The following is a 22,018-nucleotide window of genomic DNA, read 5'->3' as shown; positions in this document are numbered from 1 at the left end:
CCCGCCGCGGATGAGGTCGCGCATTCTGGCGTACAGTAGGAAGAGAATGTCGTATCGCCGGTTCCCGCGCACAGCGCTGGCCCGGAAATTTCCGCTCCCCTCGAAATATTGGAGGCATGAATATGGTGTTCAAGAAACTCTGCGTCGCGGCGGTCCTCGCTGTCGCATCCGCCCCGGTCCTGGCCGCCGAGTGCTCGATCGATATCGCTGGCAATGACCAGATGCAGTTCGACAAGAAGGAAATCACGGTCAGCAAGAGCTGCAAGCAGTTCACCGTGAACCTGAAGCACCCCGGCACCCTGGCCAAGAACGTCATGGGCCATAACTGGGTCCTGACTACCACGGCCGACATGCAAGGCGCGGTGAACGACGGCATGGCTGCCGGTCTGGACAACGACTACGTCAAGAAAGGCGACGCCCGCGTCATCGCCCACACCAAGGTCATCGGCGGCGGACAGACGGATTCCGTCACGTTCGACGTCAGCAAGCTTGCCGCCGGCACGGACTACACCTTCTTCTGCTCGTTCCCCGGCCATTTCGCGCTGATGAAGGGCACGCTGAAGCTGGTCGACTGACCCCCGGGGCGGCATGCCGCCCCACCGCTTGCCTGCACGGGCTCCGCGCCCCTGGTCCGCCAGGGTCCCGGAGCCCGTTTCCATGGCGGACGGAAACGAATTCGCGCCGTCCCTGCCGCCAACGCGGGAACCCGCCCGCGCCGCCATCCGCCCTCCTACAATGGCCCATCCTCGACAACGCAAAGGAGCGGGCATGAGCACGGAAAAAGTAGCGATCGTGACGGCGGGCGGCAGCGGCATGGGTGCGGCGGCGGCGCGCAAGCTTTCCGCCGACGGCTATCGCGTGGCCATCTTGTCTTCATCGGGCAAGGGCGAGACGCTGGCGCAGGAATTGGGCGGACTGGGCGTCACCGGCTCCAACCGTTCGCCTGAAGACCTGGCCCGCCTGGTGGAAGCCACACTGCAGAAATGGGGCCGCGTGGATGCCGTGGTCAACAGCGCCGGCCACGGCCCGAAAGGCCCGTTACTGGAAATCAGCGACGACGACTGGCACCTGGGCATGGAGTTCTACCTGCTGAACGTGGTGCGCATCACGCGCCTGGTCGCACCGGTGATGAAGCAGCAGAAGGCGGGCGCCATCGTCAACATTTCCACCTACGCCACCTTCGAACCCGAAGCGCTGTTTCCGACGTCCGGCGTGTTCCGCGCCGGCCTGGCCGCGTTCACCAAGGTGTTCTCGGACGAATACGCCGAACACAACGTGCGGATGAACAACGTGCTGCCCGGCTTCATCGACAGCCTGCCCGAAAAGGATGACCGCCGCGTGCGCATCCCCATGGGCCGCTACGGCACCGCCGAAGAAGTGGCCGACCTGATCGCGTTCCTGGCGTCTGACGCATCGTCCTACATCACCGGCCAGAACATCCGCATCGACGGCGGCATCACGCGCTCGGTCTGAGTCTCATGCTTTTGGACTAAGCCTCTCGTCCGAATGACGGTATTGAAGCCCGCCCGGCGCTTTTAGTACCGTAGGTTTTCGCATTCGACGAGAGGCTTGCGATGACGGTTACCCCAGGCCAGGCGTCGCGCTTCCTTGCGCAAGCCACCTTCGGGCCCACGCCTTCCCAGATCGACGCCGTGGTGCGCGACGGGTATGCGGCGTGGCTGGATGCGCAGTTGGCGATGCCGCCTTCGCAGACCCATTTCGACTGGTTGCTGCAACAACGAAAGAACACCGAAGCCTTCAAGGGCAACGGCATCAACGCGCCCCTGGAATCGACGCTGTGGCGCAAGTTCATCAGCGCCGAAGACCAGGTGCGCACGCGCGTGGCGTTCGCGCTGTCCGAGATCTTCGTCGTGGGCGTGCAGTCCATCACGGCGTCCTGGCCGCTGTTCGGCGCCGCCGGCTTCATGGACCTGCTGGCCGAGCATGCGCTGGGCGATTATCAAGCGCTGCTGACCGCCGTCACCAAGAATCTGTCGATGGGCTGCATGCTGACCTATCGCGGCAATCGCAAGGAAGATCCCAAGACCGGACGCCACCCCGACGAGAACTACGCGCGCGAGGTCATGCAGCTGTTCAGCATCGGCCTGTTGCAACTTGAGCCGGACGGCACCGTCCGGCAGGTGAACGGCGCGCCGGTCGAAACGTACACCAACGCCGACGTGCAAGGGTTGGCCAAGGTGTTCACGGGATGGGACATCAACGGGCCGGAAACCGATGTGGAATTCCACCGGCGGCCGATGGCGCTGAACAACGCGCTGCACTCGATGGCGGAAAAGCGATTTCTGGGCGCGGTGATCCCGCCAGGCACCGACGGGCAACTCTCGCTGAAACGCGCCATGGAGGTCATTTGCGCGCATCCGAACGTGGGCCCCTTCATCGGCATGCAGTTGATTCAGCGGCTGGTGACCAGCAACCCCAGCCCCGCCTATGTCCGCCGCGTGTCCGCGGCGTTCGACGACGACGGCCAAGGTGTACGGGGCAACTTGAAAGCGGTGGTGCGCGCCATCCTGCTGGACCCCGAAGCCCGGCATCCCGACCTGAACGACCCGGGATGGGGCAAGGTGCGCGACCCCATCCTGCGTTTCTCCGGCTGGGCGCGGGCCTTTGGCGCCACGTCCACCAACGGCGCGTGGGCCATGCCGGACACGACGGACAACACAATACGGCTGGCGCAGAGCCCGATGCGGTCCGCCACGGTCTTCAACTTCTTCCGCCCCCGGTATACGCCGCCCGTCACCGAGCTTGCCCGCCGGCATCTGGTAGCGCCCGAGTTGCAGATCACGGATGAGACCAGCATCGCGGGCTACCTGAATTTCCTGGCCATTTATGCCGACCGCGGCTGGGAAGACCTGCAAACTGCTTACGCGCCGGAAATGGCGCTGGCGCATGACCCGCAGGCGCTGGTCGGTCGGGTCACGCTGCTGCTCGCGGGCGACGCGTTCAGCGCGCAAACGGCCGACGCCATCGCGGAGGCCGTCGCCACCCTGCCCGCCAGCCGCCCGCGCGACCGGGTGCGGGCCGCCATCCTGCTTGTCGCCGCCACCCCCGAATATCTGGTGCAGAAATGACGCGATCCCACGATGCCGACCGCCGCGCCTTTCTATTGCGCGCCTGCGCGCTGGGCGCCACGGGCGCCGCCGCGCCACTGGCCCTGAACCTGGCGGCGCTGGGCGCGGCTGCCGCGCAGTCGGCGCCCCCGTCATACAAGGCGCTGGTCTGCGTGTTCCTTTACGGCGGCAACGACCCCTACAACACGGTCGTACCCTTCGACGGCGCCGCCTATCGGGCCTATGCCGCTGCCCGTGGGGACATCGCCCTGCCTCGCGACGCGCTGAAGGCGACCGCCCTGCGCGGCAAGACACCCGCCGCGGGCGGCGCGCAATTCGCCCTGGCGCCCGCCTTGGCGCCGTTGGCGCCGCTGTACGAAGACGGCCGGATGGCGATCGTGCTGAACGTGGGCCCGCTGATGGCGCCCACGACCAAGGCGGATTACGTCGGCGCCCGCGTACCGCTGCCGCCCAAGCTGTTCTCCCACAATGATCAGCAATCGTATTGGCAGGCGCTGGCGCCCGAAGGCGCGGCATCGGGTTGGGGCGGCCGCCTGACCGACCTGTTCGCCGGCGCCAATGCGCAGCGAACGTTCACCGGCATCACGGCCGGCGGCAGCACCGTATTGCTGGCCGGCCGCAAGGTCGCGGGCTATCGGGTGGGCATCAACGGATCGACGCCGATTGAACTGCTGTACCGCGACATGTACGGCTCCAGCGCCTGCACCGCCCTGCTGCGCCGGCTGATCACGCAACCACGCGAACACCTGATGGAGCGCGAGCTGTCGCGCATCGCCGCGCAGTCGATCAACGCCGACACACAATTGCGCGCCACGCTGGCCGATGTGGCGGTGCCGGGAGATTTCAATTCGCCGCTGGCGCAACAATTGAAGATCGTGGCGCGCATCATCGGGGCGCGGCAGACGCTGGGGGCTCGCCGCCAGGTGTTCTTCGTATCGCAGAATGGCTACGACAACCATACCGGCCTGAACGACACCCATCCCGCCTTGCTGCGGGAACTGGGACAGTCGCTGGCGGTATTCCAGCAGGCGCTGTCCTCGCTGGGCGTGGCGGACCAGGTGACGACGTTCACGGCATCCGAGTTCGGCCGCACGCTGGGTTCCAACGGCAACGGCTCGGACCACGGCTGGGGCTCGCATCATTTGGTGCTGGGCGGCGCGGTCAATGGCGGCCGCTATTACGGCAGCCATCCGGAGATCGCCCTGGACGGCCCGGGGTTCGTCGACAACGGACGGTTGCTGCCAACGCTGGCGGTGGACCAGTTGGGCGCGTCGCTGGGCGCCTGGTTCGGCGCCGGCCGCGACGAACTGAGGCTGGTGTTTCCCAACTTGAGACATTTCGACGCGGACGCCCTGCACTTGCTGCCGGTCGCCTGACTCATTCGAGGTCAGCCACGTCATGACGCTATTGGGCCTGGTGGAAGCCGGGCCGGGCCTGATCGCCCGGCGCGGCCGCCCCCCCCTGGCGCCCGCCGCCCAACAGCTCTATAACCTGATCCATCAGGCCGGCAAGACGGCCAAACGCAAACCCGCTTCCGCCATCGCCCCCATCACCCCATGACCCCGACCCACTCCCTGGCCCTGCAGCCCGCCACCGACGACGATATTCCCTATCTGCTGGCGTTGCGCAAATCCACGATGCAGGTGCACCTGCAGCGTGCCGGCGCGCCGCTGGACGACGCGCATCATCTGGTCCGCGTACGCTACCACTTCGACGATGCCCTGATCGTCTGGCTGGACGGCCGGCCCGCCGGCTTGTTCAAGCATTACCGCGATACCGCCGGCTGGCGCATCGTGCAGATCCAGATCGACCCGGCTTTCCAGGGCCAGGGGCTGGGCCGCCGCCTGCTGCAAGGCGTGCTGGACCAGGCGGATTCGGAAGGCGCGCCCGTCACGCTGAGCGTGCTGAAAGGCAACCCCGCCCAACGGCTATATGAGTCACTGGGCTTCACCCCCATCGAGGAGACCGCGCTGGAACTTGAAATGCGTTACGAACCCGGTGCTGTCCGGCCGGCCGTCTGACCTTTGCAAATTCTTTTGGCCGGGCGGAATAAAGCCGCAGCGGCCGGCGTCTGTAGAGGGCAGTCCCCACTTTCCTATCTACGAGGCACAACATGCGCAATCACATCGCCGCCGCCCTGGTCCTGGGTTCCGCCGTCCTGTTCTCGGCCGGCGCCCACGCCCAGGCCGTTAAAACCCAGGACGGCATCCTGGTCAACAGCGCGGGCATGACGCTCTATACCTTCGACAAGGACGCCGGAGGCAAAAGCGCCTGCAACGACCAGTGCGCCAAGGTCTGGCCCCCGGTTACCGCGCCCGCCGACGCCAAGCCCATGGGCGACCTGACGGTCATCACCCGCGACGACGGTTCCAAGCAATGGGCCCACAAGGGCAAGCCCGTCTACCTGTACGCCAAAGACACCAAGCCGGGCGACAAGACCGGCGACAACTTCAAGGAAGTCTGGCACGTCATCAAGCCCTGATCCCGCCCGACGCGTCCCGTCATCCCAGCGTCCATGCGCGCCGAAGACGAAGCCCTGATCCTGGCTTGCATCCCCAGCCTGCGGCGTTACGCCCGCGGGCTGACGGGCGACCTCCATCGGGCCGACGACCTGGTCCAGGACACCCTGGAGCGCGCATGGAGCCGCTATTCGCGATGGCAACGGCGCGGGGAACTCCGCGCCTGGATGTTCGGCATCATGCATAACCACTTCATCGACGGCGTGCGCGCCAACAACCGCCGGGCCGATCAGACCGTTCCGGGCGACATGCCCGATGCGCCGGTGCGCGCCACGCAGACCGACCACCTGGAGGTGCGCGACCTGGACCGCTGCCTGCAAACCCTGCCGGCCGAGCAGCGGGAAGTACTGTTGCTGATTTGCGTGGAAGACCTGTCCTATCAGGAGGCCGCCCAGGTGCTGGACGTACCCATCGGCACGGTCATGTCCCGGCTGTCCCGCGCCCGTGAAAAACTGGGCGCGCTGATGCAAGGGCGCGACACGGTCAGCCGGCTGCATCGCGTGAAATGACATGAACGACAAACACCTTCATCCGATCCCCGGCGCGGGCAGCCCCATCACCGAAGCGGATCTGCACGCCTATGCGGACGGACAGCTTCCCCCCGCGCGCCACGCCGACGTGGGGGCTTTCCTGGCGGCGCATCCGCAAGACCAGACCCGCGTGGACGACTGGCAAGCGCAACGCCGCGCGTTGCACGCGTTGCTGGACCCCGTGCTGGACGAACCGCTGCCGTTGCGGTTGCCGCTGCGCGCGCCCGCGCGCCGCTTTCCCTGGCGCGCGCTGGCCGCCAGCGTGGCGATCGCCGCCGTCAGCGCCGGCGCCGCCTGGATCACGCGTGGCGCGATGGATGCGCGCCACCTGCAAACCGTGCTGGCCACCGCCAGCCCCGACCGCGCCGCTGGCGGGTACGCCCAGCGGGCCGCCATCGCCCACGCGGTCTACGCGCCCGACATGGGCCGCCCCGTTGAGGTCAGCGCCGAAAACGAAAAAGGCCTGGTCACCTGGCTGACCAAACGCATGGGCGCGCCAGTGCGCGCGCCGTCGCTGTCGCAGGCCGGCTACGAGCTGGTGGGCGGCCGCTTGTTGCCGGGCGGCTCGGGCCCGGTGGCGCAGTTCATGTACGGCGCGGCCGACGGACAGCGCCTGACCCTATACGTGACCCGCGAAGCCGCAGGGGGGCAGACCGCGTTCCAATTCACGCAAGAAGGCCCGGTGCGGGTGTTTTATTGGGTCGAAGGGCAGTTCGGCTACGCGCTATCGGGCGCCGTCAGCCGCGAAGAATTGCAGCGGGTATCGCAAGAGGTTTATAAGCAGTTGCAAGGGTGATGGGGTGCCCGCGCAACCCGTCGTCACCCTGCCCCGTTTTCCCTGGCTTCATGCAGCATGTGCAGCGTAATCTTGCGCACTTCCGCCTTGCTCATCTCGATATGCGAACGCAACATGCGCGCCGCTTCATCCGCGCGGCGCGATAGCACGGCGCGCAAGATGGCCGCGTGTTCGTCGTAGGTCGCATCCACGCGAAAGTCCTTGGTGAAATCCAGCCGCCGCACGATGCGGATCTTTTCCGTGACATCGCGGTGGATCTGCGCCATCTCCGGATTGCCGGCGGCGGCCACCAGCGAACAATGGAACGCCTCGTCCAGCTGCGCCACCAACCTGCCGTCCAGGATGCGCTGCGGCGGCGGCACCAGCCACACATCCGTCAGCGCGCCCAGGATGCCGGTTTCATCCATGTTTTGTCGCGCGCACAGCTTGTCCACAGCCGCCTGCTCCAGCACCACGCGCACGTCGTACAGCGCTTCGAACCGTTCAAAGTCGAACGGCCGCACCTGCCAACCGCTGCGTGGCCGCGCCAGCACGAAGCCTTCGCGCTCCAGCCGGACGAGCCCCAGCCGCACCGGCGTGCGGCTGACGCCCAACCGCGCCACCAGGTCGGCCTCGGTAAAGCGTTCACCGGGCAACATGCGGAAGTCGAACAGATCGTCCTTGATGCGTTGATAGACCTGGTCGGCCAGCGACCCGGCCAGCGCCGGCGTCTGCCGGATGGCCGGACTGACTTGGACGGATTCCAGGCGCATCATCCCGCCACGGTGCAGGTGCTGTCTTCGGCCAACACGATCAGCGGATCGCCCGCATTGACCGGTTTGCCGGGCATGCAGCGGATCGCGGTGACGGTGCCGGATGCCGGTGCGATGACGGACAGCTCCATCTTCATTGCCTCGACCACGACCAGCGTGTCGCCGGCCGATACGCTCTGGCCCACCTGGACCGGAATCTTCCAGATGTTGCCGCACATATCGGCGCTGACCAGGCGTTCGCCTTCGCGCAGCGCCGTCTCGGGCTCGGGTTCCGCCATCGTGGCCTCGACCACCGTGTCTTCCGTTTTCCACAGCGCCACTTCGGCGTCGAACGCGCTCTTCTGCCGCATCTGGAACACGGCGATGCTGTCGGCCTGTTCCTGCAGAAAGCGCTGGTGCGCGGCGAAGTCGAACACTTCTTCCTCGATGCGGACCGTGGCCCGGCCTTCACGAAAGTCTTCGCGCAGCACGTCCAGTTCAGCCTCCGTCACCGGATAGAAACGCACCTGGTCGAAAAAGCGCAGCAGCCAAGGCTTGCCATCCTGGAACACGGGGTTCTTCAGGAACTTGTTCCAGATGGGCAGGGTGCGGCCGACCAACTGATAGCCGCCCGGCGAGTCCATGCCGTAGATGCACATGTACACGCCGCCGATGCCCACGGTGCCCTCGGCCGTGAACGTGCGGGCGGGGTTGTACTTGGACGTCAGCAGGCGGTGGCGCGGATCGATCGGCACGGCGCAAGGCGCACCCAGATAAACGTCGCCCAACCCCATGATCAGGTAGCTGGCATCGAACACGATGTCGCGAACATCGTCGCGGCTGGCCAGGCCGTTGATGCGCTGAATGAAGTCCACATTATTCGGTAGCCACGGCGCGTTCGCGCGCACGGTTTCCTGGTAACGCTGCACGGCGCCCAAGGTCGCCGAATCTTCGAAGGCCATCGGCAGATAGACGACGCGCGTGGGGACCTTCAGGGTTGCCACGTCGGCCAGGCTGTCTTCGATTTTCAGCAAGCGAGCGATCAACGCGCCTTGCAGGATCACCCGGCTGTCGTAGCGGATCTGCAGCGACCGCACGCCCGGCGACAATTCCTGCACGCCCGCAATGGGCTCGGCGTTCAGCGCCTCCATCAGCAGATGGATGCGCATGCGCAACGCCAGGTCCAGCACGTTATCGCCGTATTCCAGCAGCAGGTAGCCGTCGCCCGCCTGGCGGTACGACACCGACGGACGCGTTCCTGCCGCCGGCAGCGCCGCGACGATGGTCTCGGATGCGGTCGCGGGAACGGGCGCGGGCGCGGTCGATGCCGGCGCCACCGCCGACAGGGCCGCCACGCTTTGGTCCTGCGCGGCTTCCAGCGCGACCGCTTCGGGGTAGTCGATGCGAACGAAGCGGATACGATCGCCCGGCTTGACCTGTCCGACCTTCCAGAGCTCGGCCCGCGCGATGGTGACCGGGCAGACGAAACCGCCCAGGCTGGGGCCGTCGCGCGTCAGGATGACGGGGCTGTCGCCGGTGAAATTGATGCTGCCGATGGCGTATTCGCAATCGTGGATGTTGGACGGATGCAAGCCGGCCTCGCCGCCGTTCTCGCGGGCCCAGGTCGGTCTCGGCCCGATCAAACGCACACCCAGCCGGTTGGAGTTGTAGTGCACCTCCCAATCGGCAGCGAAAAAGGTCTCGATGGCTTCCGGCTGGAAGAAGTCGGGCGCGCCATGCGGACCGTACAGCACGCCGATCTGCCACGTGTTGCCGTAGACGGGAACCATCTCGGCTGGCGCACCCTGCGGCGCGGCCACGGGCGCTTGCGCCCCGCCCAGCTCGGGCCGCACCACGGGCAACATATCGCCCACCCGCAGCGTGCGGCCGGCGTGCCCGCCGAACTGGCCCAGCGCGAAAGTCGACCGGCTGCCCAGGTAGACGGGAACGTCCAGGCCGTTGCGCACGGCCAGATAGCTGCGGCAACCCGACAGCGCGCGGCCGGTGGCCAGCACCTGCCCCGACCGTACCGCGATCGGTTGCCACATCGGCACCGGTTCGCCGTCCAGGGTGGCGGCGCACTCGGCGCCCGTCAGCGCCACGATCGTGTCGCCGTGAAAGCGCAGCGTGGGGCCGACCAGCGTGGCCTCGATGCCGGCCGCGTCAGGCGCATTGCCGACGATGCGGTTGGCCACCCGAAAGGCGTAGTCGTCCATCGGACCGGACGGCGGCACGCCGATGTCCCAATAGCCGGCGCGGCCGGGATAGTCCTGCACGCTGGTATAGGTGCCGGCTTCCAGCACTTCGACGGCGGCGGGGCGGTAGGCGAAGCTTTCAAGGAAGCGCGTGGACAGCTTGCCGGCGCGGAAACGCTCGTCGGCGACGATCTGGCGCAGGTAGTCAAGGTTGGTGGCGATGCCGTGCAGACGCGTGCGGGCCAGCGCGTCAGCCAGTTTGTCCAGCGCGGCTTCGCGCGTATCGGCATGCACGATCAGCTTGGCCAGCATGGGGTCGTAGAAGGCCGGCACCTCGGTGCCGGTGGCCACCCAGCCATCCACTCGCACGCCGTCGGGGAACGACACCTCGGTCAGCACGCCGGGCGACGGCTGGAACTGGCGCAGCGGGTCTTCGGCATACAGCCGCACTTCGATCGACGCGCCCTGCGGGGCGCGCGACATGGCGGGGATGTCCAGCGGTTCACCCGCGGCCACGCGCAGCATGCATTCCACCAGGTCCAGGCCCGTCACGGCTTCCGTCACCGGATGCTCCACCTGCAGGCGGGTGTTGACCTCCAGGAAATAGAAGCTGTCGCGCGCGGGGTCATAGATGAATTCCACCGTGCCCGCCGACCGGTAACTTACCGACTCGCCCAACTGCACCGCCGCCGCGAGCAGCGCGGCGCGGGTCGCGGCAGGCAACAAGGGCGCCGGGGTTTCCTCGATGACTTTCTGATTGCGCCGCTGCACCGAGCAGTCGCGCTCGCCCAGCGCAAGCACGCGCCCCGCCCCATCGCCGAAGATCTGCACTTCCACGTGCCGCGCGTTGTCCACATAGCGTTCGATGAACGCGCCGCCGTCGCGGAAGAAATGCTCGCCCATGCGCTGCACGCTGTCGAACGCCACCGTCAGTTCGGCTTCGTTGTCGCAGCGCGATAGGCCGATGCCGCCACCGCCCGCCGTGCTTTTGAGCATCACGGGGTAGCCAATGCGTTCGGCGTGGGACAGCGCTTCGCCCAGGCTGGCCAGCAGGCCCGTGCCGGGCGTCATCGGCACGCCGGCTTCGGCCGCCAATTCACGCGACCGGTGCTTCAACCCGAATTCGCGGATCTGGAGCGGCGTGGGGCCGACGAACGCAATGCCCGCCGCTTCGCAGGCGTCAGCGAACTCGGCGCTTTCGGACAGGAACCCATAGCCGGGATAGATGGCTTGCGCGCCGTGCTCGCGGGCCGCGGCCAGCAGCAGGTCCATGCGCAGATAGCTGTCGGCGGCCTTTTCGCCGCCCAGCGCGACGGCCACGTCCGCTTCGCGCACGTGCGCGGCGTTGCGATCGGGGTCGGAATAAACGGCCACGCTGCGGATGCCCAGCCGCTTCAAGGTGCGGATGGCGCGGACGGCGATTTCGCCGCGGTTGGCAATCAGAACGGTATCGAACACGATGCGACTCCCTTGGGGTCTGGCGGTTATCGGGGGGTGGCGTTCAGGCTGGCCAGATAGGCGCGCCAGCCGCCAAAGGCGGTGATGTCGCGCGCGCCGTCCAGGCCGCGCGGCTCGCAGATGAATCCCTTGACCAGGCGGCCGTCTTCCAGCTCCAGCGTGCCGATGCCCAGCGGCGCGGGGATTTCGGCGACGAACGCGCCGAATGCCGTCACCGGCACATCCCACAGCTCCACCTCGATGGGCGCGCCGGACTCGGACTTGACCAGCCCCGGCTTGGGCGGCGTCGTGTTGGCCAGGGCGTACAGGCGGTAATCCGCGGCGGTGCGGGTCTTCTCGGCCAATACCGCGTGGCGCGAAGTCAATTGATGGTTCAGCGGCATGCCCGTCAGGTGCGCGCCCACCACGGCCACGCGCACCGTGTCGGCGGGCGCCTGATCCCGCGCGATCCCGGCGGGCAACGGCGCGCCGGTGGCCCCCAGCGGCAGGCCTCGTTGCGCCTGCCAACGCTTGCCGAACTGCGCCAGGGCACGGTCCTGCCAGGCCAGCCCGATCAACGTGATGCCCGACGGCAGGCCATCGGCGCGCATGCCCGCTGGCACGGCCAGCGCCGACAGGTCCGCCAGGTTGGCGAAGTTGGTGTAGACGCCCAGGCGCGAGTTCAAGGTCACCGGGTCCGCCTCCAACTGCGAGATGGTGTAGATGGACGGAGACGTCGGCACGACCAGCGCGTCGAACCCTGCCAGCGATTGATGGATCGCGCGCGTCAGGTCGGCGCGGCGGTATTCGGCCTTGAACGCGTCCAGCGCGCTGTAGTTCGCCGCCTGCTCCACGATGCCGCGCACCACCGGATTGATGACTTCCGGCGTGTCCTTCCACAACGCCTCGACCGCGGCAAAGCGTTCAGCCACCCACGGGCCTTGATACAGCAGCGCCGCCAACTCGTTGAACGGTGCGAAGTCGATGGCGGCCACTTCGGCGCCGGCGGCCTGCAAGGCCCGCACGGCGTCGTCGAACGCGGCGGCGGCTTGCGCGTCGCCGAAGAATTCCAGCGTGGCCGGAATCGCGATCCGAGGCGCCGTCGGCCAGGGTAGCGATGCGCCGGCCGGCATGGCGCGCGAATACGGATCGCGTTCGTCGAAGCCGCCGGCCACTTCCGCCACCAGCGCGGCGTCGGCCACCGTCAGCGCAAAGATCGACACGCAGTCCAGCGTGCGGCAGGCGGGCACCACGCCCGCCGTGCTGAGCCAGCCCTTGGTCGGTTTCAACCCGACGATATTGTTGAACCCCGCCGGCACGCGGCCGGATCCCGCCGTATCCGTGCCCAGCGAAAACGCCGCCAGGCCGCGCGCCACGACCGATGCCGATCCAGAGCTGGAACCGCCGCTGACGTATTCGGGGTTGAACGTGTTGGCCACGGCGCCATGTGGCGACCGCGTGCCGACCAGTCCGGTCGCGAACTGATCCAGGTTGGTCTTGCCCACCAGGATGGCGCCAGCGGCGCGCAACCGCTGCACCACCGTCGCGTCCTCGCCCGCCGTATAGGCAAACTCGGGGCATGCCGCGGTGGTCGGCCAACCGGCCGCGTCAATGTTGTCCTTGATCGCGAAGGGCACGCCGTACAGGGGCAGGCGCGACATATCGCCGCCAGCCGCCTCGCGCATCAGCCGCAGTCCGTCCAGTTGCTCGTCGAGCGTGGCGCGGTCCACTCGCCGTATCCAGGCGTTGTCCGCCGGGTCGTCGGGCGTGGCGGCGTAATCCGCCAACAACGTTTCGGGCTGCGCCCCGCCTTCGCGGTAGGCGGTTTGCCATTGCGCAATCGTCCAACCGGCGGTGTGCTTCTGCGTTGCTGCGGCATTCATGCTGGAATCCTTTCTTGTATACAAGTACGGATTCCCAAGCAATCGCCGTGCCATGTCGGCCGAGTTTTCCGTTTCTCCTCTGGCAGCCCCGGCCAGATCGTTCCAGCCGCGCTTTTGCGGCCCGCTCCGCGCCCGCCCATCCGCACCGTATCCGGGCAGACGACGCACCTGTTTTGTGCACGCGGCACTGTTTTGATCCGCGCCCGCTTGCCATGCCTGGTCTCTGCGCCTTCGCGTAAACACCCCCTTTTCATACAGCGGCACGCCACGCGCCGCGCAGTTGGCATGCCTTTTGCTTTGAAGTCCAGGTTGTCGGGTGTTGTTCAGATCGTTCCTGCCGGCCAAGCCGGCACATTCCATCCAGGAGTCACCATGAAACGCAGACTAGCCTTGAAGCAACTGACCGCCGTGAGCCTATTGGCCATGACCGGGTGGATGCCGCAGGTATTCGCCGCCGAAGACACCATCAAGATCGGCATCCTGCATTCCCTGTCGGGCACCATGGCCATCTCGGAAACGTCGCTGAAGGACGTTGCGCTGATGACCATCGACGAAATCAACGCCAATGGCGGCGTGATGGGCAAGAAGCTGGAAGCCGTGGTGGTGGACCCCGCGTCGAACTGGCCGCTGTTTGCCGAAAAATCACGCCAGCTGCTGTCGCAGGACAAGGTGGCGGTGGTGTTTGGCTGCTGGACGTCGGTGTCGCGCAAGTCGGTGCTGCCGGTCTTCAAGGAACTGAACGGCCTGCTCTTCTACCCCGTGCAGTACGAAGGCGAAGAGCTTGAGAAGAACGTGTTCTACACGGGCGCGGCGCCCAACCAGCAAGCCATCCCCGCCGTGGAATACCTGATGAGCGAAGACGGCGGCGGCGCCAAGCGCTTCGTGCTGCTGGGCACCGACTACGTCTATCCGCGCACCACCAACAAGATCCTGCGCGCGTTCCTGCACTCCAAGGGCGTGAAGGACAGCGACATCGACGAGGTCTACACGCCGTTCGGCCATTCCGATTACCAGACCATCGTGGCCAACATCAAGAAGTTCGCCACGGGCGGGAAGACGGCCGTCATCTCCACCATCAATGGCGATTCGAACGTGCCCTTCTACAAGGAACTGGGCAACGCCGGCCTGAAGGCCACCGACGTGCCGGTCGTGGCGTTCTCGGTGGGCGAAGAAGAATTGCGCGGCGTGGACACCAAGCCGCTGGTCGGCCATTTGGCCGCCTGGAACTACTTCCAGTCGGTGAAGAACCCGGTCAACGAGGAATTCATCAAGAAGTGGAAGGCCTATGCCAAGGCCAAGAACCTGCCCAATTCCAGCACGGTCGTGACCAACGATCCGATGGAAGCCACCTATGTCGGCATCCACATGTGGAAGCAGGCGGTGGAACAGGCCAAGACCACCGACGTGGACAAGGTGATCGCGGCGATGGGCGGCCAGAAGTTCAACGCGCCTGACGGCTACACCATCGAAATGGACAAGACCAACCACCACCTGCACAAGCCCGTCTACATCGGTGAAATCAAGGCGGACGGCCAGTTCAACGTGGTATGGAAAAGCAAGGGCCCGATCCGCGCCCAACCCTGGAGCCCGTACATCCCGGGCAACGAAAGCAAGCAAGGCCTCTAAGCGGAACAGCAGCCATGCATATCGCGGCAATCGCACACTTCTTGCGTCGTTTCCTTCTTGCATGGCTGCTTGCCGTGCCGTTGCTGACCGCGCCCGCGGCGGCGGCCGGCGTGGACCCGGCCTTGCTTGCGCCGCTGGCCGGCGACGACACCGACGCCAAGCTGCAAGCGATTGCCGCGTTGGGCCAACTGCCTGAACCCGCGGCCGCCGCGGTCTTGCAAGCGCTGGGCAACGACCAGCTCTATGCAACGACCGATGGCCGCGTGCTGATTGGCACGGGTGGTGCGCGGGCCACCGATCCCGTGACTGGCGCATCCGTCGACCTGCCTGCGGGCAGCGGCACCGTCACCATCAATAACCGCCTGCGCCGCGCCATCGAAGCGGCGCTGGCGGGCTCTCGCCTGTTTTCGGACAAGCCGGACGAACGCCTGGCCGCCGCCCGCCGGCTACAGCAGACCGGCGATCCCGCGCGCCTGCCGATGCTGGAAAAAGCGCTGACGTCTGAAAAGAACGAGGCCGTGCGCGACGCGCTGCTGATCGCGCAGGCCAACCTGGAATTAAAAAGCACCGACCCCGCCAAGCGGCGCCACGCCGTGGAACTGCTGGGCGAGACCCGCAACGCCGCCTTCCGCCCGACGCTTGCCGCGCTGACGCAGGAACAGGGCGGCGTGTATGCCGAGCCGGATGCCGGCGTGCGCGAAGCCGCCGTCAACGCGCTAAAGCAGATCGACCGCCACCTGGCCACGATCGAATGGGCAGGCAACCTCTTCTACGGCATCAGCCTGGGCAGCGTGCTGCTGCTTGCCGCGCTGGGCCTGGCCATCACCTTCGGCCTGATGGGCGTCATCAACATGGCGCACGGCGAACTGCTGATGATTGGCGCCTACGTGACCTACCTGGTGCAGACGCTGTTTCGCGCGTGGCTGCCGGGCTGGCTGGACTGGTATGTGGTGGCCGCGCTGCCTCTGGCTTTCGCCATCACGGCGCTGGTCGGCATGGCGCTGGAACGCACCGTCATCCGCTGGCTCTACGGCCGCCCGCTGGAAACGCTGCTGGCCACCTGGGGCATCAGCCTGATGCTGATGCAAGGCGTGCGCACGCTGTTCGGCGCCCAGAACGTGGAAGTGGGCAATCCCAGCTGGATGTCCGGCGGCATCACCGTGTTGGGCGGGCTGGTGCTGACCTACAACCGGCTGGTGATCATCGGCTTCGCCTTCTTCGTGGTGTTCCTGGTGTGGGTGTTGCTGAACCACACGCGGCTGGGCCTGTTCGTACGAGCCATCACGCAGAACCGGCGCATGGCCGACTGCGTGGGCGTACCCACCGGACGCGTGGACATGCTGGCCTTCGGCCTGGGCTCGGGCATCGCCGGGCTGGCCGGCGTGGCACTGTCGCAGCTGGGCAACGTGGGGCCTGACCTGGGCCGCGGCTACATCGTCGACTCCTTCATGGTGGTGGTGCTGGGCGGCGTGGGCCAGCTGGCCGGCACCGTCATCGCCGCGATGGGCCTGGGCGGCGTCAACAAATTCCTGGAGCCCTACGCGGGCGCCGTCATGGCCAAGATCACCATCCTGGTGCTTATCGTGCTGTTTGTCCAAAAACGGCCGCAAGGCCTATTCGCCCCCCGCGGCCGGAGCGTTGAATGAAACAGACCGCGCTGACCGATCTGAACCTGCTGGCCCGGCGCCCCCTGTTTTCGGGCCGCGTCTGGACGGCGCTGGCGGTGGCCGTCGCCCTGCTTGCGCTGCTGCCCCTGTTGAACCTGGTGTTTCCGCCGGGCCATGCGCTGCACGTGTCGGCCTATGCCGTGGCATTGCTGGGCAAGTTCATGTGCTACGCGATGGCCGCGCTGGCGCTGGACCTGGTGTGGGGCTACGCCGGCATCCTGTCGCTGGGCCATGGCCTGTTCTTCGCCCTGGGTGGCTACGCCCACGGCATGTACCTGATGCGCGCCATTGGCCGCGACGGCGTCTACCAGAGCAACCTGCCCGACTTCATGGTGTTTCTGGACTGGAAAAGCTACCCCTGGTACTGGTCCTTCACCGAACACTTCTGGTACGCCATGCTGCTGGTCGTGCTGGTGCCGGGCGTGCTGGCCTTCGTCTTCGGCTACTTCGCCTTCCGGTCACGCATCAAAGGCGTGTACTTTTCGATCATCACGCAGGCGCTGACCTTTGCCGCGATGCTGCTGTTCTTCCGCAACGATACCGGCTTCGGCGGCAACAACGGCTTTACCGATTTCAAGCGCATCCTGGGCTTCGACATCACGGCGCCGGGCACGCGTGCCGCGCTGTACTGGATCACGCTGGCGGCGCTTGCCGGCGCCCTGGTCCTGGCGCGCCTGGTCACGCAATCGAAGCTGGGCCGCGTGCTGACGGCGGTGCGCGACGCCGAAAGCCGGCTGCGCTTCATCGGCTACGACCCGCTGGGTTTCAAGCTGTTCGTGTGGACGTTGTCGGCCGTGCTGTGCGGCATCGCGGGCGCCTTGTACGTGCCGCAGGTCGGCATCATCAATCCCAGCGAGATGTCCACCGAGACCTCCATCGAAATGGTCATCTGGGTGGCCACTGGCGGACGCGGCACGTTGATCGGCCCCATCATCGGCGCCGGCGCGGTCAACGGCTTGAAGACCTGGTTCACCAGCGTGCTGCCCGAATACTGGCTGTATGCGCTGGGCCTGATCTTCGTGCTGGTCACGCTGTTCCTGCCCACCGGCATCGTCGGCCTGGCCCGCCGCGTGGCGGCCCGCTTCCAGGAGAACAAGGCATGACCAGCACGCACATCGAATCCGCCGCGCTGGAAGGCGGCCCCAGCGGTGAAGCCGGCTACGGCCGCGTCAGCCCCAAGGGCCTGGACACCAGCCACGGCGCCATCCTCTACCTGGAAGGCATCACGGTCAGTTTCGACGGCTTCAAGGCGCTGAACGACCTGACGCTGGATATCGGCGTGGGCGAGCTGCGTTGCATCATCGGCCCCAACGGCGCGGGCAAGACCACGATGATGGACGTGATCACCGGCAAGACCCGCCCCACGGCGGGCACCGCATTCTTCGGCCAGAGCATCGACCTGACGACCCTGAACGAGGCGCAGATCGCGCATGCCGGCATCGGCCGCAAATTCCAGCGCCCGACGGTGTTCGAACAGCACACCGTTTTCGAAAACCTGGAACTGGCGATGAAGACCGACAAACGCGTCCGACCCACGCTGTTTTCGCGGTTGACGGGCGAACAGGCCGACAAGATCGGCGAAACGCTGGACCTGATCCGGCTGCGCCCCGAGGTATGGCGGCCCGCGGGCCTGCTGTCGCATGGCCAGAAGCAATGGCTCGAGATCGGCATGCTGCTGATGCAGGAACCGCAACTGCTGCTGCTGGACGAACCGGTCGCGGGCATGACCGACGCCGAGACCGAACGCACCGGGGAACTGCTGAACGAATTGCGCGGACGGCACTCGCTGATGGTGGTGGAACACGACATGGATTTCGTCAATCAGATCGCGGGCGACGGCAAGGTGACGGTGCTGCATGAAGGCTCGGTGCTGGCCGAAGGGCCAATGAGCAAGGTGCAGGCCGACCCGCGCGTGATCGAAGTCTATCTGGGGCGCTGACATGCTGGACGTAAGCAGGATCAACCAATACTACGGCGGCAGCCATACGCTGCGCGGCGTATCGCTGTCGGTGGCGCAAGGCGAATGCCTGGCGCTGCTGGGCCGCAATGGCGTCGGCAAGACCACGCTGCTGAAATGCGTGATGGGCGTGCTGCCCGTCGCCAGCGGCAACATCGTTTTCGACGGCGCCGACATCACCCGCCTGGCGCCGCATCAACGCGCCGCGCGCGGTATCGCCTATGTGCCGCAAGGCCGCGACATCTTCGCCCGCCTGACCGTGGAAGAGAACATCCTGATGGGCATGGCGACTCAGCCCGCGTCGCGCGCGCGCCGCATCCGGGAAGACGTCTTCGAATTGTTCCCGGTGCTAAAGAGCATGCTGTCGCGGCGCGGCGGCGACTTGTCCGGCGGGCAGCAGCAACAGCTGGCGATCGCGCGGGCGCTGGTGGCCGAGCCCAAGCTCATCATCCTGGACGAGCCTACCGAAGGCATCCAGCCGTCCATCATCAAGGACATCGCACGGGTGATCCACATGCTGCGCCAACGGGGCGACATCGCCATCCTGCTGTGCGAACAGTACTTCGATTTCGCCCGGGAACTGGCGGACCAGTTCGTCGTGCTCTCGCGCGGCGAGGTGGTGGCCAGCGGCGACCGCAGCGCCATCGACGGCGAGGACGTTCGTCGGCACCTGTCCGTGTGAAACTGCGGCGAAATGCCGCAGGCAGGCCGGGATATCGCGTGCGGATGGCCGATCTGCTCCGATATAATCCGGCTCCATGTGCTTCGCTTCCTTCCTGACCCGCCCCACCCTGTGGATCGCGCTTGCCGCGATTCTGTGGGCGTCGTTGGCGCCGTCGCTTGCACATGCCCTGAGCCTGTCCCCGGGCGGTCACCACACGCTTCGCATCAGCGTGGACTACTGCGTCAGCGACGGCGACACGCAGTCCGGCCTGACGCTGGAAGTGCCGCGCGATGGCGGCGACGGCAGCCAGGCCGACGCCCATGGCGATGGCCATCACTGCCCGCTGTGCCGCAACCCACAGGCCGGCGTGGGCATCTTGCCCGCGCCCGTGCCGGTGCTGCCCGCCCCCATCGGCCGCGCCATCACCTACCCGCCGCTGTTCTTCCTGGCGGCCAATCCCCTTCATGCCTGGAGCGCGGCCCAGCCGCGCGCACCGCCCGCGAACTAAGTCGGCGCAGCACTGCCGCCTGACGGCGGAACCTGTCCGCGCCTGCCCGCCTTCGCCGTCGGCACGTTACGTCCGCGCGCGTTACGCGCCAGGTCGCGTGCCGTCATCCCGATCCCTGCGAACGGCCTTGCGATCCCGCCTGCCCTGCCTGCTACCCGGCGGGGTACCGGGCGCATGGGCCGCCCTCCGGTTCCAGACATGAAGAAAACCACCCGCTACACCCTGCTGCTGGGCGCGCTTGCCAGCGCCTCGGCCCAGGCCCTGACCACCGAACCCGCCGTGGAAACGCTGGCGCCCACCACCGTCTACGGCGCCGGGCAGCCGGAACCCGCCCCCAACGGCCCGATCAACCTGGACGCCCGCGACAGCACGGGCAGCCGCCTGGGGCTGACCCTGCGTGAAACACCCGCCAGCGTCACGGTGATCTCGCGCGAACAGATCGACGCCCGCGGATCGCTGAACACGCAAGACATCGCGCGTGGCATCCCCGGCGTGGACAACGCATCGCCCCCCGGCAACGCCGGGGCGGTCAGCTACCGGGGCTTTTCCGGCGGTCAGGTGACGCAGTTGTTCAACGGCATCTCGGTGCAGTACGACGCCGTGGCCGCGCGCCCGGTGGATAGCTGGATCTACGACCGCGTCGAGGCCATCGGCGGGCCCTCGACTTTCCTGTTCGGCGCGGGCGCGGTGGGCGGCGCGATCAACTACGTGACCAAGCTGCCCCAGCGCGACACCTTCTACGACGGTCAATTCCGGCTGGGTTCGTTCGACAGCCGTCAAGGGTCGGCGGGCGTGAACCAGCAACTGGCTGGCGCACCTGGGGGCCGTGGGCACTACCTGCGCATCGACGCCAACACCGGCGCCAGCCACGGCTGGGTCGACGGCAACGCGTCTCGAGCAAGCCAGATCGCGGTCTCGCTGCTGTCCGATGTGGGCGACGACGTGACCCAGACCTTCGCCTTCGAGTACCAGCGCGAGCAGGTGGACCGCCCCTACTGGGGCACGCCGCTGAAAACCGGCACAGGCGGCGTGGTGCAAGGCGCCGGCCGCATCCTGGATGGCACGCGGTTCAAGAACTACAACGTCAACGACAGCCTGTACGAGCAATCGGTGCTGTGGGCCCGGTCCCTGACCGAATGGCGCGCCGGGCCGGCGCTGACGTTCAAGAACACGCTGTACTACTACCGCGCCGAACGCGATTTCCGCAATCTGGAGAACTACCGCTTCAACGCCGGCAACAGCCTGGTGCTGCGGTCCGGCGCGCTGTTGCAGCGCCACGAGCAAAGCTTGCTGGGCAACCGCGTGGAAGGCGTGCTGCGGTCGACGCTTGGCGGCCTGCCCAGCGATTGGTCGTTCGGCGCGGACATCAGTCAGAACAAGGTCACGCGCTATCCCACCAGCCGGCCCGCCCAGGTGGACGCCGTGGACCCGTACGACTTTTCGCCCGGCGACTTCTACGACATTCCCGGCATGACGCGCGGCCACGCCGCCGACCGCGACAACCGCATTCGCACGATTGCGCTGACGTTGGAGAACCGCACCGAGGTGTTGCCCGGCGTGGCGATCGTATCGGCCTTGCGCAAGGACTTCATCGACCTGGATCTGACCAACCGCCGCGCCGTCACGGCGGCGTCGCCCGCCAGCGCATCCCGGCGCTATTCGCCCGTGACGGGACGCCTGGGCGTGAACTGGGAGATCACCCCGGAGGCCTCGCTGTATGCGCAGTACGCCACGGCGGCGGATCCGCCATCCGGCCTGCTGGCCACCGCCTCGTTCGCGGACGTGTTGAACAACGACAAGCTCACCACCGGCACGCAAACCGAAGTGGGCGGCAAGTTCGACTTCTGGGACGGTCGTGGTTCGGCCACGGTGTCGGTCTACGAGATCAAGCGCAAGAACATGGCCACGTCCGACCCGGACAACCCCGGGGTCAGCGTTCCCGTCGGCGCGCAGTCGGCGCGCGGCATCGAATTAGCCGCCGGACTGCAGCTGACGTCCAAGCTGTCCGTGCAAGGCAACGTGGCGTTCGTGGACCCGAAGTACGACGACTTTTCCCAATCCGTTGGCGGCGTCGCGGTATCGCGCAATGGCAACGTGCCCACCAACACGCCCCGCCGCATCGCCAACGTGTGGCTGGACTACGCCTTCGTGCCGGACTGGAACGCCAGCCTGGCCGCGCGCCATGTGGGCCGCGCCTACGCGGACGCGGCCAACACGGTCTGGGCGCCGTCCTACACGGTGTTCGACGCCGCACTGTCGCATCGGATCAACCCCCGGCTGAATGTGACGGCACGCGTGCGCAACCTGACCGACAAGGTCTATGCCGCCAACGCGACGCCGACGATGTTCTACCTGGGCGCGCCGCGCTCGGTGGAGCTGACGCTGCAGGCGCGATTCTGACCCGCGAAAATGGACA

General features: G+C 66.9%; 19 protein-coding genes. 16 read left to right on the top strand and 3 right to left on the bottom strand.

The features are described 5' to 3' along the window. The first annotated feature begins 122 nt into the window (after positions 1 to 122). The 9 genes from azu (at position 123) to CQ050_RS18810 (ending at position 6,934) form a co-directional block, all read left to right on the top strand. A complete protein-coding gene (azu, locus tag CQ050_RS18850; RefSeq protein ID WP_199196869.1) occupies positions 123 to 575 on the top strand; it encodes an azurin in 453 nt (150 codons plus the stop codon). Between the two features lie 193 nt (positions 576 to 768). Beyond that, entirely contained in the window at positions 769 to 1,473 is a 705-nt protein-coding gene (locus CQ050_RS18845; RefSeq protein ID WP_105558360.1) for an SDR family oxidoreductase, read from the top strand. Between the two features lie 101 nt (positions 1,474 to 1,574). Continuing rightward, positions 1,575 to 3,089, top strand: coding sequence for a DUF1800 family protein (locus CQ050_RS18840; RefSeq protein ID WP_105558359.1), 1,515 nt, complete (start codon positions 1,575 to 1,577; stop codon positions 3,087 to 3,089). Beyond that, positions 3,086 to 4,465, top strand: a complete 1,380-nt coding sequence (locus CQ050_RS18835; protein WP_105558358.1) for a DUF1501 domain-containing protein — start codon at positions 3,086 to 3,088, stop codon at positions 4,463 to 4,465. Before CQ050_RS18840 ends, CQ050_RS18835 begins: the two co-directional genes overlap by 4 nt. 22 nt (positions 4,466 to 4,487) lie before the next feature. Next, the gene (locus tag CQ050_RS18830) at positions 4,488 to 4,649 is read left to right on the top strand and encodes a hypothetical protein (protein WP_233214163.1); all 162 of its coding nucleotides are present in this window, start codon (positions 4,488 to 4,490) and stop codon (positions 4,647 to 4,649) included. Continuing rightward, the gene (locus CQ050_RS18825; protein ID WP_105558357.1) at positions 4,646 to 5,110 is read left to right on the top strand and encodes a GNAT family N-acetyltransferase; all 465 of its coding nucleotides are present in this window, start codon (positions 4,646 to 4,648) and stop codon (positions 5,108 to 5,110) included. The genes CQ050_RS18830 and CQ050_RS18825 overlap by 4 nt, the downstream gene beginning before the upstream one ends. 92 nt (positions 5,111 to 5,202) lie before the next feature. Continuing rightward, the gene (locus CQ050_RS18820; protein ID WP_105558356.1) at positions 5,203 to 5,571 is read left to right on the top strand and encodes a hypothetical protein; all 369 of its coding nucleotides are present in this window, start codon (positions 5,203 to 5,205) and stop codon (positions 5,569 to 5,571) included. Between the two features lie 33 nt (positions 5,572 to 5,604). Next, positions 5,605 to 6,117: an RNA polymerase sigma factor gene (locus CQ050_RS18815; protein ID WP_105558355.1), complete on the top strand. Its 513-nt coding sequence runs from the start codon at positions 5,605 to 5,607 to the stop codon at positions 6,115 to 6,117. Between the two features lies 1 nt (position 6,118). Further along, positions 6,119 to 6,934: an anti-sigma factor gene (locus tag CQ050_RS18810; protein ID WP_105558354.1), complete on the top strand. Its 816-nt coding sequence runs from the start codon at positions 6,119 to 6,121 to the stop codon at positions 6,932 to 6,934. A 23-nt stretch (positions 6,935 to 6,957) separates the two neighbouring features. Here the strand turns inward: CQ050_RS18810 and CQ050_RS18805 are convergent, their stop codons facing one another. From CQ050_RS18805 to atzF, 3 genes are read right to left on the bottom strand one after another with little or no spacing between them, the layout of a single operon-like run. Next, on the bottom strand, positions 6,958 to 7,689 hold the full coding sequence (locus CQ050_RS18805) for a GntR family transcriptional regulator (protein ID WP_105558353.1): 732 nt from the start codon (positions 7,687 to 7,689) through the stop codon (positions 6,958 to 6,960). Then, positions 7,686 to 11,318, bottom strand: coding sequence for an urea carboxylase (gene uca / locus CQ050_RS18800; RefSeq protein WP_105558352.1), 3,633 nt, complete (start codon positions 11,316 to 11,318; stop codon positions 7,686 to 7,688). Before uca ends, CQ050_RS18805 begins: the two co-directional genes overlap by 4 nt. A 26-nt stretch (positions 11,319 to 11,344) precedes the next feature. After that, positions 11,345 to 13,180 (bottom strand): allophanate hydrolase, encoded by a 1,836-nt coding sequence (gene atzF, locus CQ050_RS18795; RefSeq protein WP_105558351.1) that lies wholly within the window; start codon positions 13,178 to 13,180, stop codon positions 11,345 to 11,347. 372 nt (positions 13,181 to 13,552) lie between these two features. On the opposite strand from atzF, the gene urtA reads away from it, so the two are divergent. From urtA to CQ050_RS18760, 7 genes are all read left to right on the top strand, one after another. Beyond that, the gene (gene urtA / locus CQ050_RS18790; protein WP_105558350.1) at positions 13,553 to 14,806 is read left to right on the top strand and encodes an urea ABC transporter substrate-binding protein; all 1,254 of its coding nucleotides are present in this window, start codon (positions 13,553 to 13,555) and stop codon (positions 14,804 to 14,806) included. A 14-nt stretch (positions 14,807 to 14,820) separates the two neighbouring features. Beyond that, positions 14,821 to 16,452, top strand: coding sequence for an urea ABC transporter permease subunit UrtB (gene urtB / locus CQ050_RS18785; RefSeq protein ID WP_105558349.1), 1,632 nt, complete (start codon positions 14,821 to 14,823; stop codon positions 16,450 to 16,452). Beyond that, on the top strand, positions 16,449 to 17,576 hold the full coding sequence (urtC, locus tag CQ050_RS18780) for an urea ABC transporter permease subunit UrtC (RefSeq protein ID WP_105558348.1): 1,128 nt from the start codon (positions 16,449 to 16,451) through the stop codon (positions 17,574 to 17,576). The genes urtB and urtC overlap by 4 nt, the downstream gene beginning before the upstream one ends. Further along, complete coding sequence (gene urtD / locus CQ050_RS18775; RefSeq protein WP_105558347.1) at positions 17,573 to 18,412, top strand: urea ABC transporter ATP-binding protein UrtD; 840 nt, start codon at positions 17,573 to 17,575, stop codon at positions 18,410 to 18,412. Before urtC ends, urtD begins: the two co-directional genes overlap by 4 nt. A gap of 1 nt (position 18,413) precedes the next feature. Further along, the gene (urtE, locus tag CQ050_RS18770) at positions 18,414 to 19,112 is read left to right on the top strand and encodes an urea ABC transporter ATP-binding subunit UrtE (protein WP_105558346.1); all 699 of its coding nucleotides are present in this window, start codon (positions 18,414 to 18,416) and stop codon (positions 19,110 to 19,112) included. Between the two features lie 76 nt (positions 19,113 to 19,188). Continuing rightward, positions 19,189 to 19,602 (top strand): DUF2946 domain-containing protein, encoded by a 414-nt coding sequence (locus tag CQ050_RS18765; RefSeq protein ID WP_105558345.1) that lies wholly within the window; start codon positions 19,189 to 19,191, stop codon positions 19,600 to 19,602. Positions 19,603 to 19,800: 198 nt separating this feature from the next. Next, positions 19,801 to 22,002 carry a TonB-dependent siderophore receptor gene (locus CQ050_RS18760; RefSeq protein ID WP_105558344.1) on the top strand — a complete coding sequence of 734 codons (2,202 nt, stop codon included), beginning with the start codon at positions 19,801 to 19,803 and terminating at the stop codon, positions 22,000 to 22,002. Positions 22,003 to 22,018: the final 16 nt, after the last annotated feature.

The organism is Achromobacter sp. MYb9 (genome assembly GCF_002975275.1).
Taxonomy (GTDB): domain Bacteria; phylum Pseudomonadota; class Gammaproteobacteria; order Burkholderiales; family Burkholderiaceae_B; genus Achromobacter.
Note: the sequence above shows the minus strand (reverse complement) of the source record. Positions and strands in the feature narration are given on the sequence as shown.

Coding starts and splice junctions, on each gene's coding strand:
- CQ050_RS18825 (WP_105558357.1), top strand. CDS start 4,646: ATGACCCCGACCCACTCCCTGGCCCTGCAGCCCGCCACCGACGACGAT.
- CQ050_RS18830 (WP_233214163.1), top strand. CDS start 4,488: ATGACGCTATTGGGCCTGGTGGAAGCCGGGCCGGGCCTGATCGCCCGG.
- CQ050_RS18760 (WP_105558344.1), top strand. CDS start 19,801: ATGAAGAAAACCACCCGCTACACCCTGCTGCTGGGCGCGCTTGCCAGC.
- urtB (WP_105558349.1), top strand. CDS start 14,821: ATGCATATCGCGGCAATCGCACACTTCTTGCGTCGTTTCCTTCTTGCA.
- CQ050_RS18810 (WP_105558354.1), top strand. CDS start 6,119: ATGAACGACAAACACCTTCATCCGATCCCCGGCGCGGGCAGCCCCATC.
- atzF (WP_105558351.1), bottom strand. CDS start 13,180: ATGAATGCCGCAGCAACGCAGAAGCACACCGCCGGTTGGACGATTGCG.
- CQ050_RS18840 (WP_105558359.1), top strand. CDS start 1,575: ATGACGGTTACCCCAGGCCAGGCGTCGCGCTTCCTTGCGCAAGCCACC.
- urtE (WP_105558346.1), top strand. CDS start 18,414: ATGCTGGACGTAAGCAGGATCAACCAATACTACGGCGGCAGCCATACG.
- CQ050_RS18765 (WP_105558345.1), top strand. CDS start 19,189: ATGTGCTTCGCTTCCTTCCTGACCCGCCCCACCCTGTGGATCGCGCTT.
- CQ050_RS18820 (WP_105558356.1), top strand. CDS start 5,203: ATGCGCAATCACATCGCCGCCGCCCTGGTCCTGGGTTCCGCCGTCCTG.
- CQ050_RS18845 (WP_105558360.1), top strand. CDS start 769: ATGAGCACGGAAAAAGTAGCGATCGTGACGGCGGGCGGCAGCGGCATG.
- azu (WP_199196869.1), top strand. CDS start 123: ATGGTGTTCAAGAAACTCTGCGTCGCGGCGGTCCTCGCTGTCGCATCC.
- urtD (WP_105558347.1), top strand. CDS start 17,573: ATGACCAGCACGCACATCGAATCCGCCGCGCTGGAAGGCGGCCCCAGC.
- CQ050_RS18815 (WP_105558355.1), top strand. CDS start 5,605: ATGCGCGCCGAAGACGAAGCCCTGATCCTGGCTTGCATCCCCAGCCTG.
- urtC (WP_105558348.1), top strand. CDS start 16,449: ATGAAACAGACCGCGCTGACCGATCTGAACCTGCTGGCCCGGCGCCCC.
- CQ050_RS18805 (WP_105558353.1), bottom strand. CDS start 7,689: ATGATGCGCCTGGAATCCGTCCAAGTCAGTCCGGCCATCCGGCAGACG.
- CQ050_RS18835 (WP_105558358.1), top strand. CDS start 3,086: ATGACGCGATCCCACGATGCCGACCGCCGCGCCTTTCTATTGCGCGCC.
- urtA (WP_105558350.1), top strand. CDS start 13,553: ATGAAACGCAGACTAGCCTTGAAGCAACTGACCGCCGTGAGCCTATTG.